This is a genomic window from Campylobacter gastrosuis (genome assembly GCF_030249845.1).
GTDB lineage: Bacteria > Campylobacterota > Campylobacteria > Campylobacterales > Campylobacteraceae > Campylobacter_A > Campylobacter_A gastrosuis.
Genome location: NZ_JANURM010000004.1, coordinates 71379 through 89652, shown reverse-complemented (window position 1 = coordinate 89652; position 18274 = coordinate 71379). Strand labels below are relative to the sequence as shown.

The 18274-nt window shown below is 36.6% G+C and carries 15 protein-coding genes and 2 pseudogenes; 9 read left to right on the top strand and 8 right to left on the bottom strand.

Translation table 11 applies throughout. The features are described from left to right. Window positions 1-2: 2 nt before the first annotated feature. The 3 genes from gmk to fliR form a co-directional block, all read right to left on the bottom strand. The gene (gene gmk / locus NYG85_RS05215) at window positions 3-617 is read right to left on the bottom strand and encodes a guanylate kinase (protein ID WP_284937432.1); all 615 of its coding nucleotides are present in this window, start codon (window positions 615-617) and stop codon (window positions 3-5) included. After that, window positions 618-2045, bottom strand: a complete 1428-nt coding sequence (locus NYG85_RS05210; RefSeq protein WP_284937431.1) for a hypothetical protein — start codon at window positions 2043-2045, stop codon at window positions 618-620. A gap of 63 nt (window positions 2046-2108) precedes the next feature. Further along, entirely contained in the window at window positions 2109-2870 is a 762-nt protein-coding gene (gene fliR, locus NYG85_RS05205; RefSeq protein WP_284937430.1) for a flagellar biosynthetic protein FliR, read from the bottom strand. Window positions 2871-3014: 144 nt separating this feature from the next. Between fliR and NYG85_RS05200 the strand changes: the two genes are divergently transcribed. Genes NYG85_RS05200 through NYG85_RS05180 form a run of 5 tightly spaced genes read left to right on the top strand, consistent with a single transcriptional unit; the run spans window position 3015 to window position 9359 of the window. After that, on the top strand, window positions 3015-5369 hold the full coding sequence (locus tag NYG85_RS05200) for a FecR family protein (protein WP_284937429.1): 2355 nt from the start codon (window positions 3015-3017) through the stop codon (window positions 5367-5369). Further along, window positions 5366-7294 carry a tetratricopeptide repeat protein gene (locus NYG85_RS05195; protein WP_284937428.1) on the top strand — a complete coding sequence of 643 codons (1929 nt, stop codon included), beginning with the start codon at window positions 5366-5368 and terminating at the stop codon, window positions 7292-7294. The genes NYG85_RS05200 and NYG85_RS05195 overlap by 4 nt, the downstream gene beginning before the upstream one ends. Next, window positions 7294-8100 (top strand): sulfite exporter TauE/SafE family protein, encoded by an 807-nt coding sequence (locus NYG85_RS05190; RefSeq protein WP_284937427.1) that lies wholly within the window; start codon window positions 7294-7296, stop codon window positions 8098-8100. The genes NYG85_RS05195 and NYG85_RS05190 overlap by 1 nt, the downstream gene beginning before the upstream one ends. 25 nt (window positions 8101-8125) lie before the next feature. Next, complete coding sequence (locus NYG85_RS05185; RefSeq protein ID WP_284937426.1) at window positions 8126-8329, top strand: hypothetical protein; 204 nt, start codon at window positions 8126-8128, stop codon at window positions 8327-8329. Between the two features lies 1 nt (window position 8330). Further along, a complete protein-coding gene (locus NYG85_RS05180) occupies window positions 8331-9359 on the top strand; it encodes a HipA domain-containing protein (protein ID WP_284937425.1) in 1029 nt (342 codons plus the stop codon). Between the two features lie 238 nt (window positions 9360-9597). On the opposite strand, the gene NYG85_RS05175 is transcribed toward NYG85_RS05180, so the two are convergent. The 5 genes and pseudogenes from NYG85_RS05175 to NYG85_RS05155 all read right to left on the bottom strand — a co-directional run bounded on the left by NYG85_RS05175 (window position 9598) and on the right by NYG85_RS05155 (window position 13014). Next, the gene (locus NYG85_RS05175; protein ID WP_284937424.1) at window positions 9598-9768 is read right to left on the bottom strand and encodes a hypothetical protein; all 171 of its coding nucleotides are present in this window, start codon (window positions 9766-9768) and stop codon (window positions 9598-9600) included. A gap of 26 nt (window positions 9769-9794) precedes the next feature. After that, window positions 9795-10301, bottom strand: coding sequence for a type 2 periplasmic-binding domain-containing protein (locus NYG85_RS05170; RefSeq protein WP_284937423.1), 507 nt, complete (start codon window positions 10299-10301; stop codon window positions 9795-9797). A gap of 3 nt (window positions 10302-10304) precedes the next feature. Further along, window positions 10305-10901, bottom strand: a pseudogene (locus NYG85_RS05165) (hypothetical protein). 29 nt (window positions 10902-10930) lie between these two features. Next, the gene (locus tag NYG85_RS05160; protein WP_284937518.1) at window positions 10931-11425 is read right to left on the bottom strand and encodes a PrpF domain-containing protein; all 495 of its coding nucleotides are present in this window, start codon (window positions 11423-11425) and stop codon (window positions 10931-10933) included. Window positions 11426-11703: 278 nt separating this feature from the next. After that, window positions 11704-13014, bottom strand: a complete 1311-nt coding sequence (locus NYG85_RS05155; RefSeq protein ID WP_284937422.1) for a Na+/H+ antiporter NhaC family protein — start codon at window positions 13012-13014, stop codon at window positions 11704-11706. Window positions 13015-13158: 144 nt separating this feature from the next. Between NYG85_RS05155 and ilvD the strand changes: the two genes are divergently transcribed. The 4 genes and pseudogenes from ilvD to NYG85_RS05135 all read left to right on the top strand — a co-directional run. Beyond that, complete coding sequence (ilvD, locus tag NYG85_RS05150) at window positions 13159-14832, top strand: dihydroxy-acid dehydratase (protein WP_284937421.1); 1674 nt, start codon at window positions 13159-13161, stop codon at window positions 14830-14832. A 36-nt stretch (window positions 14833-14868) separates the two neighbouring features. After that, a complete protein-coding gene (locus NYG85_RS05145; RefSeq protein ID WP_284937420.1) occupies window positions 14869-16425 on the top strand; it encodes a hypothetical protein in 1557 nt (518 codons plus the stop codon). Window positions 16426-16437: 12 nt separating this feature from the next. After that, complete coding sequence (gene trpD / locus NYG85_RS05140) at window positions 16438-18033, top strand: anthranilate phosphoribosyltransferase (protein WP_284937419.1); 1596 nt, start codon at window positions 16438-16440, stop codon at window positions 18031-18033. Next, window positions 18005-18205, top strand: a pseudogene (locus NYG85_RS05135) (hypothetical protein); the annotation flags it as partial. The gene trpD and the pseudogene NYG85_RS05135, both read left to right, overlap by 29 nt. Window positions 18206-18274: the final 69 nt, after the last annotated feature.

Genomic DNA, 18274 nt, shown 5'->3' with positions numbered 1-18274 from the left:
ATTTATTTACAATCAATCCACTCATCAATCGTCTGTCTAAGCGGTATATTTGTGCTTTTTAAACGCATAGAACGCACAATTGAGAGCAGCCCTTTATAGCTTTTTTCTAAATCATCGTTTATTAAAAAATAATCATATTCTAAGATATGCTCCATTTCGCCAACAGCGTTAAATAGGCGGTTTTGAATAATCTCATCGCTATCGGTGTTTCGCTTTTGAAGGCGTTTTTTTAGCTCATCTTGGTTTTTTGTCGTGATAAAAACCGAAGTTATGTAGTTTTTAAATTTCTCTTTTGCTAGGTTAAAACCCTGCACATCAATGTCAAAAACGGCGATTTTGCCCTCATCAAGCGCCTTTAAAACTGGCTTTAAATTCGTGCCATAATAATTTTTATGCACGTAAGCCCACTCCAAAAAGTCGCCATTTTCTATACCTTTTTGAAATTCATCTTGGCTTACAAAATGATAATTCACGCCGTCTTTTTCGCCCTCTCTAATCGCCCTTGTCGTGCTTGAAATAGAGAAGTATAAATTTGGCTCATCCTTTAAAAGTCTATTTAAAAGTGTGCTTTTACCGCTACCGCTAGGGCCTGAGATGATTAAAATTTGCCCCTTCAACTACCTATCCTCAAAACTTATGCTAATTTTTATGTTCATATCCTTTAAAATCTCTTTTAACGAGCTTTCATTTAGTGAATTTGTGATTTTTTTGGTAATTGTTTTTGTGATTTCATCTTTAAAATCATCGGCTTTTGGCTCACTTTGTGCCTTGCTTTGTGGCTCATCTTTTGGCTCATCTGCTATCTCATCACAGGGCTCGTTAAAGGCTTTTAGCATTGAAATTTCATCAATTTGATCAATCTCTGTGATATCGCCCGAGCTTTCGCTATTGGCTGTTGTTTCGCTCTCGTTTAAAATTTCATCTTCGTTTAAAATTTCATTTTCACTTAAAATTTCATTCTCGCTTATGATTTCGCTCTCATTTAGGGCTTCGCTCTCGCCTAAATCTTGACTAACTTCATCTAAAATTTCATCAACATTTTCGCTCTCATCTAAGCTTATTAAATCATCGCTAACTTCATCTAAATTTTCTGCCACATTTTCATCTAAAACCAGCTCATCGCCTAGCTCATTAATGGTGCCTTCATCTAAATTTTCATCTAAAACTTCATCATCTAAATCGCTAACGATATCTTTTGAAATATCGTCTAAAACGCCATCATCAGCCACAGCGTCCTGCTCATCGGTGTCAATATCATCTAGGATATTTTTGATATTTTCTATCGTATCAGATGCCTTTGGCTCGTTTAAATTTGGCTCATTAGTGGCTAAATCATCTAAATTAAGCTCTCCTAAATCAAGCTCGTTAAGCTCCATTTCATCGGCTTTTATCTCGTCCGTGCCTATATCACTAGCTACTTCTTGGCTTGTTTTATCTAGCTCATTTGGCTCATCAATATTAAGCTCGTCATCTAATTTTATTTCATCAGTTTCGTTTAATTTATCATCAACTTCTAAAATTTCATCATCTAAATTTTTATTTTCTTCTACCACTTCATCATCGCTTAAAGCGGTAAAATCAGGCAACTTAATATCTAAATCCGCTAAATTCTCATCATCTTTATCAAGTAGCTCATCATCAAAATCTGGCAACTCAAAACTAATATCATCATCTGAAATTTCAGTCTGAAAATTCGCCCCATTCACGCTAAAATCGCTAGGCGTTTCATCGTTTAGACTCTCTTTTTCTACCTTGTTTTGCTCAAAAATTTTTATAAAATCAGTCGGCAAAAAGGGCTTTTCAAGCACAATATCGGTAAATTCAGGTTTATTAGCACCACGTGGCAAAAGGTATAAAATTTTACTCGCTAATGCGTTTAAATCGGTATCATTAAGCTCTATATCGCTATCAATTATCAAAAAGTCAGCCCTACCTTCAAGCTCCGAAATTTCGCTAATTTGAGCGTAATCTGCTCCGATTTTTTCAAGACTTAGCGTAATCAAACGAGAAACGGCTGGATTTTTATTTACCAAAACGACCTTCATAACCACTCCTTAAAAACGTAGTCGCCTATTTTATGATATTTTTCATTTTTATTAACTTAATTTTTAAAAAAACAGAGCTGGCAGGTCATTTATGATATTTAAAATCAAAGTGGTAAAAATTTTTAAAATTCCAGCCAAAATTGCGATTAAAACGACAAATCCGATTGTGATTTTTATCGGATAGCCAACGACAAGAAGGTTAAATTGTGGCATTGTTTTCATAAGCATACCAAAAATCACGTCAGAAAGTAGCGATAGTGCGATGATTGGGAAGGCTAAAACAAAGCCAAAAACAAATAAATTCGTAAAAATTTTAAGCGTGTATGTAAGCACCCCAACACGTGGATAAAAATCGCCAAGAGGCACGGAATTTAGGGAGTTTGCGTAAAAATAAATAAGCAGATGATGTCCATCAAAAATAATAAATGTAAGCAGGGCTAAAAGGCTTAAAAAATTAGCAATAATTGGCGAGTTTGTGCCAGTTTGCGGGTCAAGCACGGTCGCCATTGAAAAGCCCATTACCATTGAAATCTGCTCGCCAGCAAGCTGTAAAGTCCCAAAAACAATGCTAAGTAACAACCCAGCACAAAGCCCAAGCATAGCCTCGCTTAAAATTTCAAGCACTAAAAAATTAATGGCGTGAGTGTGTGCGTGTGCCATCGGATAGAGCAAAATCGTCAATATAAATGTAAGCGAAGTTTTAACGCTAAGTGGAATTTGTGCGTGCGAAAAGAATGGAAAAAAGACCATAAGTCCGCTAATTCTGGCAAAAAGTAGCATAAAAGTTATCAATCTATCAGCACCAAAATATTGCACTAATTCCATTTTTATCCTTAAAATTTTGCGTGATTTTACACTCTTTTGGATTAAATTTCATAAAATTTTTATTTGAAATTTGTTAAATGATAAAAATTTTTCAGTTTTTTTGTGCTATAATAAGCCAAATTTTCTGATACTAAGGAGTGAGTTATGAAACGTATCGGTTTGATTCTGCTTTTTATAGCAAACGCCCTATTTGCAAGCGTGGGAAGTGTTTCACTGCTTGAAGGCGAAGCGACTATAAAAAGAGCGGATAAAATTTTAAATGTGAGTTTGGGGACTAAGGTTGAAAAAAACGACATCATTCAAACCAAGCAAAACTCAAAAGTAAGAATTGATTTTGTGGATAAAACTATCGTAACGATAGGCAAACAATCTACATTAAACATAAAAGATTATTACTTTTCAGACACAAACCCAAAGGCGGCTAGAACAGAACTAAGCGTAACCGAGGGTGCTTTTCACGCTATTACGGGGCAAATCGGCAAAGTAAATCCAAACAGATTTAAAATCAAAACCAAAAACGCAACAATCGGTATCCGTGGCACCGAAATTTACGCAGACCAAAGCAAGGTAATCTGCACACAAGGTATGATTTTTGTCCAAAGTCCGCTTGGTGATATGAAAGATGTAGCAAAAGGCAACTTTGTTGCAACACAAGCTGGTAAGCCACTAGGCAAGGTAGTAGCCGTTGATAGCGAGAATTTAAACAGCGTTTTAGATAGCTTTAATATCGCTCAAACAACACCTACAGCGACTACTTCTGATAAAAATTCAAACTCAAACGATAGTCAAAAGAGCGAAACTAACACACAAGATGACACGCAAAACAAAAATCAAACGACTTCAAACACAAATGAAAGTCAAACAAACACAGCTTCATCATCAACAGCAACAACCCAAACAACGGCTAAAACCACACAAGCCACATCTTCAAGCGTAGCCCAAACAACATCTGTTACATCAACGATAAACGATAGCATAACAAGCTGGGGCGACTGGGATAGCGAAAATAAGAATAGTCAAATAGCCCAATCACAACAGGCTACAAAAAATGAAATTTCGCAAAAAAACAAAGATGAAGCTGAAAAGAAAATGCAAGAACAAGAAGAGGCTAGAAAAAAAGCAGATGCTGAAGCTAAACAAAAAGCACAACAAGAAGAAGAAGCTAAACGCAAAGCAGAAGAAGCAGAGAAAAAAGCACAAAAAGAAAAAGAGGAGCTAGCTAAAAAACAAGCAGAGGAAGAAAAAGCTAGAAAAGAAGCAGAAGAAAAACAAAAACAAAAAGAGTTAGCCGAAGCAGAAGCTAAAAAACAAGCAGAAGAGTTAGCTAAAAAGAAAGCAGAAGAAGAAAAGGCTAGAAAAGAAGCAGAAGAAAAACAAAGACAAAAAGAGTTAGCCGAAGCAGAAGCTAAACGACAAGCAGAAGAGTTAGCTAAAAAACAAGCAGAGGAAGCAGAAGCTAAACGTAAAGCTGCCGAAGAAGCTGCTAAGGCAGAAGAGGCTAGAAAAAAAGCCGAACAAGAAGCAACAGAAAAAGCTAGAAAAGAAGCAGAAGAAGCCCAAAGACAAAAAGAGCTAGCCGAAGCAGAAGCAAGACGTCAAGCAGAAGAGTTAGCCAAAAAACAAGCAGAAGAAGCAGAAGCTAAACGCAAAGCAGAAGAGATTCAAAGACAAAAAGAACTAGCCGAAGCAGAAGCAGCACGTAAAGCAGAAGAGCTAGCTAAAAAACAAGCAGAAGAAGAAAAAGCTAGAAAAGAAGCAGAAGAAATTCAAAGGCAAAAAGAGCTAGCCGAAGCAGAAGCAAGACGTCAAGCAGAAGAGTTAGCTAAACAACAAGCAGCAGAAGAAGAAGCTAAACGCAAAGCAGAAGAAGAAGCCAAAAAATTAGAAGAGGCTAAAAAGCAAGCAGAAGATGCTAAAAAACAAGCAGAAGCAGCAGCGATAGCATATAAAAATAAAGCAATACATTTTATGAAATTATTTGAAGAATCAAATTTGCAAGTCCTTACTACACGAATGATGAATAGCCCTAGCAAAATAGAGCTAAACTTCTCAGGTACCTTTTCAAATCCTAGGCATTTATACGATACAACCTATAAATTTACGCCTAGTGAAAATAACATAAATTTTAAATTTTTACTTGGACGAGGTGGTGCTGGTGGATTAAATCAATTTACAGGTGATTATAAATACAAAGTTACTGATGATAGGGGCAATAATTACAGCTATGGCGGAAATTTTGCTGGTAGCGTTACAGGACGCAGACATAATGGGACAGACTTCTATTTTAATGATGTAGGCACGGATAAAAAGGGTGGTATGCCAGTTATCCAAGGCGGAGGCTATTTTGATGGGGTAGGGGGCAACAGAGAAGCTCATATAACAAAGGTCAAATCTGGCTTAGGTTCTCAGCAAGTAATCATAAGAGATAAAAATGGACAAAATCAATTAAATGTTCAATTTGAAGCCGATTTAACAGGCGGTCAGGTGACTAGCAAGTGATAAAAAGGCTAGTTTTTCTATCAATCCCATTGTGTTTAATGGCTAATTTAGATGAAGCCATTAAACACTACGATCAAGGCGATTTTGCTAAGAGCTATGAGTTATTAAAAGACTATGATTTTAATAGAGATAATGCAGATGAACAAACTGCCTTTATATACGCTAGAAGTGCTTTTGAAATCGGCATTTATGACAAGGCAGAGGTTGTTTATTTAAAGCTTTTAAAAAAAGACCCAAAAAACCCTAGAATCAAGCTTGAGTTAGCTAGAATTTACTCACAGCAACCAAAACAGCACTTTAAGGCAAATACGCTTTATCAAGAGGTGTTAAATAACAAAAATGTGCCAGAAATCGTTAGGACAAAGATAAAGGCTGTGATTAGTTCATTAAACGCAAAAGAGCAAAATAGCTTTTTTGGTGCATTTTTTGGCTTTGGCGTGGGACATAATGCAAATACGCATAACGCAACCAAAAACAATCAAATGCACATCCCAAACAGCACAGATACCGATAAATTTATAGAGAATTTTACATCATTAAAAAACTCTTATAAAACAAACGAAAATCTGCCAATTGACACAAATTCACAAAAATCTAGTGAGATTGATACCAAAAATTTAAATACAGCCCCACTTGAAGCTAATGAATCTATTTTAGATGAAGCTAAAAAATACTATAATAAAGGCGACTTTGCCAAGAGTTATGAGTTATTAAGAGATTATGGGTTTAATAATAACGTAAATAGCGAAATCGCCTTTATATATGCTAGAAGTGCCTATGAAATCGGCGCTTATGACGATGCAGAGATTATTTATTCACACCTTTTAGAAATGACCCCAAATAATCCTAGAATTAAACTTGAACTAGCTAAAATTTACTCACAGCAACCAAAACGACACTTTGAAGCAAATAGGCTTTATCAAGAAGTATTAAATAGCCAAGAGATAGAGATACCAGAAAGCGTTAGGGCAAATATTAAAAATAAAATTAGCTCACTAAGTCTAAAAGAGCAAAATAACTTTTTTAGTGGATTATTTGGCATTGGCGTAGGACACGATACAAATGTGCGTAACGCAACCAATACAAAAACTGCCAGAGTTGAGAAATTTTCAAGACCCGGTATTTGGTCTATTCCAAACAAAATAGATACCGATAAATTTATGGAGTATATTTTAGCACTAAGTCACTCATACAAGGCAAATGAAAATCTATCAATTGATACAAAAGTCCTTGCGTATTCGCAAAAATTTAACGAAAACGACACTGAAAATTTAGACATCATCACTGCTGAAACTGGCACATCTTACACCTCTGATATGTCAAAAACAGGCTTGTCAGCCTCATATACAAGGCTAATTCAAGATGATAAATCAAATCTAAATTTATACACCTTAACGCCTAGTTTTGAATACGTTTTAAGTCAAAATTTGCTTTATAAAACCAAACTAAAACTATCAAAAAAGAACTTTTTTTCAAAAGATGAACGCTATAAAAACTCAAAAGTCATTGAAGCACAAAATAGTCTAGTTATGCCAAGTGAAAATTTTGGTCAAAACACATTCACATTTGGCTTTGGGACTGAAAACGCAGATGGTAAAAAAAAGATAGGGGTTGATAATAATTTTATGAATTTTAAACTTGAAAATATCTATACGCCAACTAATCACACGACACTTTTAACCGGACTTGAATACTACTACACTTCATATAAATTAGCCCCCATTGATCACAATGTAATTCAATTTAGAAAACGCCGAAAAGATAAAAGATATGTCTTGGATTTTACGCTAGTTGAGTCAATAAATAAAGAACTATCGCTCGCTCTAAACTATCGCTATACAAATAATGTCTCAAATCAAAATTTAAACTCTTATGAAAAACAAGCAATAAAAGGCAATATCTATTACTCATTTGAAGGACTTTAATGATTAGTTTTGATATGATTTTTACGCTTCTTGCCCTGGGTGCTTTTGTAGGGCTAGTCGCTGGTATGTTTGGTATCGGTGGCGGCGGTGTTTTAGTGCCTAGCCTTACGTATCTTTTTTTAGCAAATGGCGTAAGCGAAGCAAATGTCGTTCATATCGCACTTGGGACAAGTATGGCTTGCATTATCATCACCTCGTTTTCTAGCTTTAAAACTCACGCAAAATTTAACGCCGTAAAATGGGATTTATTTTGGCAAATCGGCGTTGGCGTGGCTGTCGGGACATTTTTTGGCTCATTTATAGCTAGTAAAATCAACTCATTTTATCTAGCTGTGATTTTTTCAATCTTTATGTTTTACTCAGCAGTTAAGATGTTTTTTTCAAAAACAAATGAAAATCAAGCTGAAAAAATTCTACCAAAATACCTGCAAATCATCTCTGGCTTAGCCATTGGTATAATCTCATCTATCGTTTCAATTGGCGGCGGAATTTTAACGGTGCCATTTTTGACATTTCAGGGTATTGATATTAAAAAAGCCATTGGCACATCAGCAGCAGTTGGCTTTCCTATCGCTATTTTTGGCACGATTGGCTACATTTTTAACGGCTGGACAAACACTAATTTATCAAATTTTACACTTGGATATGTAAATTTATCTGCCGTGCTTTTTATCACACTTACAAGCTACTTTTTTGCGCCACTTGGAGTTAAAATAACGCATAAAATCCCAGCCCAAAAGGTAAAGAAAATTTTCGCACTCTTACCTTTTACACTTAGCATTATGATGCTTTTAAAATTTATTTAGATAACTCATATAAACCTGCAAAAATATGAACGAAATAGTTGATTTAAAGACACTCCCTATTGATTTACAAGAGAGAATAAGAGATTTACTTAAATGCAAAGAAAACGACAACAAAGACATTGATATTTACTGGTCGGAGCTTTATGGCTCAATAAATTCATCTCAACACGGCAGAGAGATAACAAAAGAAGTGGCTGATTATCTAAGAGATAAATATTTGGGAATATAAGATGAAAGAGTTGGATTTTACAAATTGCAAACTATACCCAAAAGCATATGGTGGGGCTAATGGCAATAAAAAAGCCATTATATTTAACAACGAACTATATATGCTTAAATTTCCGCCAAAACCAAAGCAAAACAATGAAATTTCTTACATAAATAGCTGTTTTAGCGAGTATATTAGTTGTCATATTTTAAAAACATTGGGTTTAAATTCGCAAGACACCTTACTTGGCAAATTTGATAATAAAATAGCGGTGGCTTGTAAGGATTTTACAAGTGATTTATTAAGCAAAAAGTATGATTTTTATGATTTTGCTTCACTGAAAAATAGCGTTATGGATAGTTCAAGCGGTGGATATGATACTGAATTAGATGAAATTTTAAAATCCATAGAAAATCAAACTCAATTTGATATAAAAGCAGACGAGGTAAAAAAACATTTTTGGAATATGTTTATAGCTGATACCTTGCTTGGAAATTTTGATAGACACAATGGAAACTGGGGCTTTTTGGTTAATGCGTATAGCAATGAATGCAAAGTTTCGCCGATTTTTGATTGTGGCTCTTGCCTGTTTGCGCAAATATCAGAAGAGGGCTTTAAGAAAATGCTAAACGATAGAAGTGAGATAGAAAAAAGAGTATATGTTTTTCCAAATTCAGCTATAAAAATTAGCGGTGTGAAGATAAATATGCTTGATTTTTTAAAAAATACAAATAATAAGGATTGTTTAGAAGCACTGCAAACTATCACGCCAAAAATTGATTTGTCTAAAATAAACGAAATTATTGACAATACGCCTTATATTTCAGATAATCACAAAGCATTTTTAAAAACAATAATAGAAGCAAGAAAGACTTTGATTTTAGATGAAGTATTAAACAATAAAAATCTTTATTGCGATATGACTAAAAATATTGTTAAAAAAATCTTAAAAACATTAAAAAGTAAAAATCAAAACTTGCAAACACCGATTTTAATCGGCAGATGCCGACTTGTCGGCAATAAAAACCTGTGCGAAGCACAGCAACGATAGAGCGTTGTCAGGGATAAGGGTTGTTAAGGGAGAAGGGGGCGACCCTACTTCGCTTCGCTCGTAGCTGCAAGCAGAACGCAATTCAAGCCCCCTTCTCCCTTAAAGAAAAAACAAACGACACTTTTTAAATTTCAAGCGAAGTTCTACTTCAAATCACAAAAATTCTTAAAAAACAACACAAATTTTTAAAACCAAAAAGGCAGATTTGTGCTAATTTGCCTTTTAATTTAGCTAAAACTCAGGTTAAGTCCTCGTAAGGTAGTCCGACATATTGCTCTGCTATGACCTTTTTACCAGTGTCTGATTTGATAAAAAAGCTAAGCTCTGAAATCTCCATTTTCTTATCAAAAACTGGTTTATCAGAGCCAAAATCGTGAAGCATATCAGTCATCCACCACGAAAATCTCACACCGTGCCAGACGTGCCTAAGTGCGATTATGGCGAGCGGAGTTTTAGCCCCTTTAAGTCGCTCATTTTTTCAATGCGTTTATTTACGCTATGAAGTGCATTACCTGCAAAGGCGTGAATTAAGAGCGGTTTTACCCTTTTGTAATCATCTTTGATTAGATCAAAATTCTCATAAATCGCCATAGTCGTATCAAGGCTATTACCCCTGTAAATAGTCGGTAGCTCAAAAATTTCAGTCCTAGCAAAGACGCCCGGAGCGAAAGCTGCTAAAACCCAAACTAAATCCACAGCCTGATCTCTTACCTGCCTGTAAAGCTCATTTGGCTTACCGCCTAAACTCATACTTGGTAAAATTTCAATCTTAATTTCGCCATTTGACATCGCCTCAACCTGCCTAGCCCAAGGCTCAATTAGCTTCGTGTGAGCTGGTGCCTTTGACGACATAAAGTGGTGTAATAAAAGCGTGGTTTGCCTCTCATTCGCAAAAGAGAAATTTAGCAAAATAAAAATAGATAGAAATTTTAAAGCTCTCATTTTTTAGCCCTTTTGATTTAGCATTATCTCTAACTTGTTTAAAATCTCCATTGTGCTAAGCGCTTGTGCTACACTTGCGTTTGGCTCTCGTTTCTCTTTTATGGCTGATATAAATTCTCTATCTTGAAGCTCAATGCCGTTCATTGAAACAGCGACCTTGCTAACATCTATCGGTTTATCATAGCCATCAACTAAATCATCATATCTTGCTATAAACGTGCCGTTATCGCAGATATATCTAAAAAATGTCCCAAGCGGACCATTGTTATTAAACGAAAGCGTGCAAATCGCACCGCTCTTTGCTTTTAGCGATATGCTCATATCCATTGCGATGCCTAAATCCTTGTTTATTGGACCTTAAATTGCGTTAAAGTCAATGATTTCGCTTTGGGTTTGATAGGCAAAAAGATTAACGGAGTAACAAGCGTGGTGCTATAAAAGATGATCAGTCCAGCTTCGTGGCTGACATAGTGCGTTTAGGTTTGAACGCCTAAAAAAGTAAGTTTGCACATCCATTTGCCAGATATTTAGCTCGCCGTTTAAAATTTTATTATGGATAAACTGATGAGATGGATTAAAACGCCTTGTGTATCCAGCCATAGCGACAAGTCCGGTTTCTTGCTGGACTTTTAACCGCTAATACCAATTTCATCGGCTCTTACGAGCACGACTGGCATACCATTATCAATGCAAGTTACGCTTACGCCGTTAATCTCATCCTTAAAATTGCCAGTTGGAAATAACGCCCCACAGCTTGAACCAATCGTGTCTTCGTAATTGCAAATTATAGGTGCGCTCGTGCCACTAACTCCGTCAATTTTAGCAGTCCCACTAAAACTTAATTTAGCGTTTGGCGTTTGCATTATTAGCTCGCAAATTTTACCAGTATTTAGCATATTTACGCGCACTTTTGTAGTCGGGCTATCTGCTCTAACAAGCCCACTTTTAATGGCAAAAACGCCAACCCCACTTAAAATATTGCCACAATTTGGCGATGTATCAACCCTATTTTGCCTCACAACCACCTGAGCAAAAAGATAATCCACATCGCAGTCAGCCTTGCTTGATTTAGAGATTATGGCGACCTTTGAAGTTAGCAGATTTGCTCCACCAAGTCCGTCAATCTAGCTCTCATCACGCCCAACAATGCTTAAAACCACCTCATCTCGCATCTTCTCATCGCTTGGCAAGTCAGAGCTATTAAAAAATATCCCTTTGAAGTTCCGCCACGAATTTGCATAAATATTACGATTTTACACGTTAAAATTTTAAAAATGTGTATATTTGAAACAATATTTTATTGGCAAAATTAATTTTTTATTTAAAGTAGATTTAAAAAAGCAAAAATAAGAGTGGTAAAAATAGAATAAAAAATAGAAATTTAGCCCAAACTGGGCTAAATTTAAAGTATCATCGCACCTATGACTCCGCCAATAATTAGCGGTATATTAAAGAATAAAAACGTCGGCACGCAGGTATCATAAATGTGATTGTGCTGGCCGTCGGCATTTAGTCCAGAGGTTGGACCAAGAGTGCTATCACTTGCTGGGCTACCAGCGTCGCCAAGTGCGGCTGCTATGCCAATTAGTAAGATTATGGCTGGTGTTGAAAATCCAAGCGAGAGCGATAAAGGCACGTAAATAGCGGCGATTATAGGTATCGTGCCAAAGCTACTGCCAATACCCATTGTGATTAAAAGTCCGATGACTAGCATTAAAATCGCGCCTCCAAGCTTACCACCAGCTAAGCCACTAGCAAAGCTAACAAGCTCATTAATCCCACCGCTCTCACGAAGCACAGCCCCAAAACCAGCCGCAACAAGCATAATAAAGGCAATAAATGCCATCATAGCAAAACCGCTATCCATAATGTCATCAATCTTTTTATACTCAATCCCGCCAAGCAAAATCATCGCCAAAAGCCCAATCAAAGCCCCAAGTGGCATACTTTCAGTGTAAATTTGCACCCCAAAAGCGACCACAGCACCAGCTAAAACTGCCCACTCTTTTTTACTCATTGTTAGCATTTTTGCCATTTGTGCCTGTTTTAGCTCATCGTTTTCAATCTCGGTGTGAGCGTATTCTCGCCTCTTTGCATAAAAGATAAAAATCGCTAAAATTAGCCCAATTAGCATTGAGACACCGCCAATCCACATTACGCTTGAAATATCTGAAATTTCAACATTTATGCCATTATTTTTCATCTCTTTTTGCAAAATTCCGTGAAAAATCAGACCAAAACCGACGCTAAGACTTACATAAGGTGCTTTAAGACCAAAGGTAAGTGCGACAGCAACGGCTCTGCGGTCAATTTTTAGCCTATTCATCAGTGGCAAAAGTGGCGGTATTAAAATCGGTATAAATGCGATATGAACTGGGATTAAATTTTGCGAAAAACACGCAATACCAGCGATAGTTAGTGCAAAATACGTCCGCTTATCGCTTAGCATTTTACTAACGCCGTTTATCAAAATCGCAGTTAAATTTGTATTAGCAATGGCCGCTGCTAATGCACCAAGCAAAATGTAGCTAAGCGAAGTTTCAAGATTACCCTTCATACCGCTAATTAGCGTATTTGTCGTATCAACGATACCTGCGCCACTCATCAAACCAGCCACAAGTGCTGAAACTAGGATCGCTAAGAGTATATTAAATCTTAGCAGACAAAGCACGCTCATAACGATAATGCTTATTAAAACTGGGTTTGTCAGCATTAATCTCTCCTTTTTGTGTTTTTTGGCTATTTTACAAAAATTCAGATTAAATTATTTGTAAATAATTATTAAAAATTCACGCTTTTTGCCTAAATTTAAAATGAGATTAGATAAAATAGCACGAAATTTTTAAAAAGGATAAAAATGAGAAGTGACATCATAAAAAAGGGCTACACACGCACTCCGCACCGCTCGCTTTTAAGGGCGACTGGACTAAGCGACGCTGACTTTGATAAGCCATTTATCGGCATTGCAAATAGTTTTATTGAGATTATCCCCGGGCATTTTTTCTTAAATAAATACGCTGAAATTTTAAAAGATGAGATCCGCAAAAATGGCTGCGTGCCGTTTGAGTTTAACGCTATTGGCGTTGATGACGGCATTGCTATGGGGCACGGCGGTATGCTTTACTCTCTGCCAAGTCGCGAGATCATTGCAAATTCCATTGAAACCGTGATGAACGCACACGCGCTTGACGCGCTCGTTTGTATGCCAAACTGCGATAAAATCGTGCCTGGTATGATAATGGGTGCTTTACGTGTTAATGTGCCGACAATCTTTGTAAGTGGAGGTCCGATGAAAAAGGGTTACACAGATAAGGGCGAACCGATCGATTTAGCCACGGCGTTTGAGGCAGTTGGCAAGTTTGAAAACAAACAAATTAGCGAAAGTGAGCTAAAAAACATAGAGTGCAACGCCTGTCCTAGTGGCGGTAGTTGCTCTGGTATGTTTACGGCAAACTCTATGAATACGCTTTGTGAGGCTATGGGCATAGCGCTTAGTGGTAACGGCACGATTTTAGCGCTTACGCCTGAGCGTGAAGAGCTGGTGCGCCGTGCTGGGCGTAGGATTTGCCAGATCGCGCTTGATGAGCGGTTTAAAATTCGCAATATCCTAAACGCTGATGCCGTGCAAAACGCACTTGTCGTTGATATGGCGATGGGCGGTAGCAGTAACACCGTGCTTCATATGTTAGCCATTGCGCGTGAAGCTGGGGTAAATTTGCAAGTTGGCGACCTAAATAAAATCAGCCAAAACATCGCTCACATCGCTAAAATCAGCCCGAGCCTGCCAAACGTACATATGGAGGACGTCGGCAGAGCTGGCGGTATGAATGCCGTGATAAAAGAGATTTCACGCCGTGATAATGGGCTTTTAAGGCTAGCTAATCTAACGATTAGTGGTGAGAGCTTGGGCGAGCGCGTGGGGGCGAGTGATATAAAAGATGAGAGCATAATCCACAAGGTAGAAAACGCCTACTCAAAGGTCGGCGGACTTGCGATTTTATTTGGGAATTTAGCAGAGCAAGGGTGCGTGATAAAGACCGCTGGAATTGTCGGAGAGCGCAAATTTAGGGGCAAAGCGGTTTGCTTTAATAGCCAAGATGAGGCGATAGCTGGAATTTCAGGCGGTAAAGTCACAAAAGGCGACGTGGTCGTAATCCGTTACGAAGGACCGCGCGGGGGTCCTGGTATGCAAGAGATGCTAAGCCCGACCTCGCTAATAATGGGCAAGGGGCTTGGCGCGGACGTGGCGTTAATCACGGACGGCAGATTTAGCGGTGCAACAAGGGGGCTAAGTATCGGACACGTAAGCCCAGAAGCAGCCGAGGGCGGTATGATAGGGATTTTAAAGGACGGCGATATCATTGAGATTGACGTGGATAGCTACTCAATAAACGTGCTTTTGAGTGATAATGAAATTTCACGCCGAAAGGCTGAGTTTAAACCGATTGATAAAGAGCTAAATTCTCGTTGGCTACGCCAATACCGAAAGCTTGTAACAAACGCAAGCAACGGCGCGATTTTGGAGGCGTAAAATTTTTATGCCCATTTTTTATAAAAAGGCAAAAGGATGAATTTTGACCATAATGATTTAGAGCAGATAGATGAAGAGATAAAAGGGCTCAATAAAGATTTTAAAAATTTTTACAGACATAGAAAACATATTTACTCAATTAATAAAAAAATAATTGAATTAAGAAAAAGTTTTTTAGAAAATGATGATATAAAATATTTTTTAGAAAAACTTGATAAATATGAGGGTAATGTAAATCAAGCTAAAAATTTTATCGAAAAATATCAAACACAAGATAGCTTTAAACGCCTATTAGAAATACAGCAAAATCAGATTTTACAAATAAAATTTGATTTAGATATTTTAAAAGAAAATGGCATATATTCAATAAAAAAAAGTATTTTTAAAAATCGTGTATTAAGAAGCTTAAAGATACTTAGGGTTTTAAAAGACCAAAAAAAACTAGTAAAACAGCATATAAAGAGCAAAAGTATAGACGAACAAAAAAGTTTAAAAATGCTCTTTTTAAAAAACGAAAGTATAATCTATGAAATATACAAGAGTTTTAGCGGTAAGTTGTATGCGAATTTTGATAAAAGATATATAGAGCATATAAATAATGCCATACAACTTGATGTTTTTAAGGCATATAATTGGATAAGAAAAAATATAATTTTATCATTTTGGATTTGTGTGTTTTTTGGTGCGTGCTTTTGTGTCCCATATTTTTTTAATATCGGTCAAATTCCGCAGACAGATTTAAGTAATATAATTTATCTGCTCTTTGGTATTAGTATTTTGGCATTTTTATATATTGGATATACAATTGTTTTTTTAATGGCTTATGGCTATGCTATTTTTAAAAATAATACAGAAAATAAAATTATAAGCTTCATATTTTGGATTATGCAAATTTGTATGTTAGTTATTTGTGCTTTGCCATTTGCTTACGATTTTGAAAAGCTAAAATGGATTTGCAATATTATATTAGAAAATTTTAATCAGGCTATATGTATATACATTTTATTGTTTGTTATATATTTTGGTTTTGGTGTTTATAAAAATAAAACATACAAAGATATCACAAGTCTACCCACTTTGTTTTTTAGTCTGTGTTTTGATTTTTTATTGATACTATTTGTTTATAAAAGATATCAAGATATCAACTTTTTATTTTTACTATTAACATTTTTTCTTTTGATTTTTATTAAAGCAATTGCCTGTTTAAAGACATTTGAATATAAGTACATTTTTTTGTTCTCTGTATTTGTGGGTTTTGCAATGATGCCAGTTCTTAGTTCCGACTTTGTAAGAATAATAAAACTCGCCAACTACAAAGACAGCTTCACTATAAAAAATGAATTTATGAGTAAAGAAATTTTAGAAAAAATCCCAGTTTGCCTTAACGACTACAACGCAACTTGCATAGACAAAACAACAAGCGATGAGAATAAAACCACAATAAACAATCTTTTGGTTAAAGTAAAATTTGATGATAGATACTATTTTAAAGCACATATACCAAAAGATGAAAATTTAACCACTGTATCGCAAAAAGAAAATAGTAAATCTTTTATTGAATTTAAAATCAAAAAAGATAATATTTTAAATTAAAAAAGGACAAAAATGATACTTTTAATAGACAATTACGACAGCTTCGTTTTTAACGTCAGGCAATACCTAGAAGAGCTAAGCGATGATGAGGTGGTTTGCGTTAGAAACGATGAGATAAGCATTGATGAGATAAAGCGTTTAAACCCCGATTTTATCGTGCTTAGCCCGGGACCAAAGCACCCAAAAGATAGCGGTGTTTGCCTTGAAATTTTAAAATCAGACATCGCCGTGCCGATTTTAGGCATTTGCCTAGGTCATCAGGCGATTGGACTTGTTTTTGGCGGAGCGATAAAACAGCTTGATACGCCACTTCACGGCAAGACCTCACGCATTAAAATAATAGACGCAAACCCCCTATTTAACGAGCTACCAAGCGAATTTGAAGTTATGCGTTACCACTCGCTTTATGTTGATGATTTAGGAGAAAATTTAGAGCCACTTGCTTATAGCAGTGACGGCGTTTTAATGGCGTTACGTGTGAAAAATCGTAACATTTTTGGAATTCAGTTTCACCCTGAGAGCTATTTTAGCGAATATGGTAAAAAAATCATTGCAAATTTCTTAAACATAAAGAGTAAAAATGATCAAAAAGAGCCTGAAATTTTGGACTTTAAAGAGTATTTAACAAAGCTTCAAGAAGACAGGGCGCTTGATGATAGGGATTTTGAGCAAATTTGCAAAATCATCGCCAGTAAAAGTTACGAAATTACACAACTTGCCGCCCTGCTTGTGCTAATTAGCGAAAAGAGCCTTTATCCAAAAAGCCTTGCAGGACTTGCTAAAAACATACTTTACTACTCAAACACATTTCGCGATGATAGCGATATGATAGACGTTTGTGGCACCGGTGGCGACGGCTTTAAGAGCATAAATATCTCAACGGCAGTGGCGTTTATTGTCGCAAGTTTTGGCGTCAAAGTCGCTAAACACGGCAACAAAGCCGTTTCAAGCAAGAGCGGTAGCTCGGACGTGCTTGGCAGTCTAAATCTAAATTTAAGTGGTGATGTAATGGCAAATCGTGAGCTTTTAAAACAGAAAAACCTAGCCTTTTTTCACGCTCCGCTTTTTCATCCGCTTGTTGGCGAGGTTCGTGAAGTAAGGCAAAGGCTTGGAATTCGCACGGTTTTTAACGTGCTTGGGCCACTTTTGCACCCAAATTTAGCGCTAAAATACCAGCTTGTTGGCGTTTATCACAAGCCAGTTTTAAACCTTTATGCGCAGGTGCTTAAAATTTTGGGCAGAAAACACGCTTTGGTCGTTCGTGGCAACGATGGTATGGATGAAATTTCAATTTGCGATGAAACTCGCGTGGTTGAGCTAAAAGACGGCGTGATAAGCGAATACTCAGTAACCCCAGAGCAGTTTGGCTTTAAAAGGGCACTGCACGATGAGATAAAGGGTGGCACTAGCGATGAAAACGCAAGGGATTTGGTGGCGATTTTACGTGGCGAAGAAAAAGGTGCAAAACGCGATATAGTCGTGCTAAACGCTATGTTTGCGCTCTATACGGCAAATTTTGTAAAGACGCCAAATGAGGCAAAAGAGCTGATTTTAGAGGCGTTAGAAAGTGGCAAGGTTTATGAGTTTTTCAAGTCCTACACAGCTTAAAATTTGTGGCATAAAAACGCCAGATGAGGCGGCTAAAATTTTAGCTTTAAATGTTGATTTTATCGGTGTAATTTTTGCAAAAAGTAAGCGTCAAGTAGATATGATGACGGCTAGGCAAATCGCAAATTTAGCCCATAAAAATGGCAAAAAATGCGTTGGCGTTTTTGCCAGTGGCAGCCAAAGCTGTGACGCAAAAATCACAGCCACCATTTCAAGTCAAAATCGCAACTCAAAGCCGTTA

What these genes read in the sequence shown, in the direction of transcription:
- NYG85_RS05145 (WP_284937420.1), top strand. Translation starts at nt 14,869, where the DNA reads ATGAATTTTGACCATAATGATTTAGAGCAGATAGATGAAGAGATAAAA.
- NYG85_RS05155 (WP_284937422.1), bottom strand. Translation starts at nt 13,014, where the DNA reads ATGCTGACAAACCCAGTTTTAATAAGCATTATCGTTATGAGCGTGCTT.
- NYG85_RS05170 (WP_284937423.1), bottom strand. Translation starts at nt 10,301, where the DNA reads ATGAGAGCTTTAAAATTTCTATCTATTTTTATTTTGCTAAATTTCTCT.
- ilvD (WP_284937421.1), top strand. Translation starts at nt 13,159, where the DNA reads ATGAGAAGTGACATCATAAAAAAGGGCTACACACGCACTCCGCACCGC.
- NYG85_RS05210 (WP_284937431.1), bottom strand. Translation starts at nt 2,045, where the DNA reads ATGAAGGTCGTTTTGGTAAATAAAAATCCAGCCGTTTCTCGTTTGATT.
- NYG85_RS05180 (WP_284937425.1), top strand. Translation starts at nt 8,331, where the DNA reads ATGAAAGAGTTGGATTTTACAAATTGCAAACTATACCCAAAAGCATAT.
- NYG85_RS05190 (WP_284937427.1), top strand. Translation starts at nt 7,294, where the DNA reads ATGATTAGTTTTGATATGATTTTTACGCTTCTTGCCCTGGGTGCTTTT.
- fliR (WP_284937430.1), bottom strand. Translation starts at nt 2,870, where the DNA reads ATGGAATTAGTGCAATATTTTGGTGCTGATAGATTGATAACTTTTATG.
- NYG85_RS05200 (WP_284937429.1), top strand. Translation starts at nt 3,015, where the DNA reads ATGAAACGTATCGGTTTGATTCTGCTTTTTATAGCAAACGCCCTATTT.
- NYG85_RS05185 (WP_284937426.1), top strand. Translation starts at nt 8,126, where the DNA reads ATGAACGAAATAGTTGATTTAAAGACACTCCCTATTGATTTACAAGAG.
- trpD (WP_284937419.1), top strand. Translation starts at nt 16,438, where the DNA reads ATGATACTTTTAATAGACAATTACGACAGCTTCGTTTTTAACGTCAGG.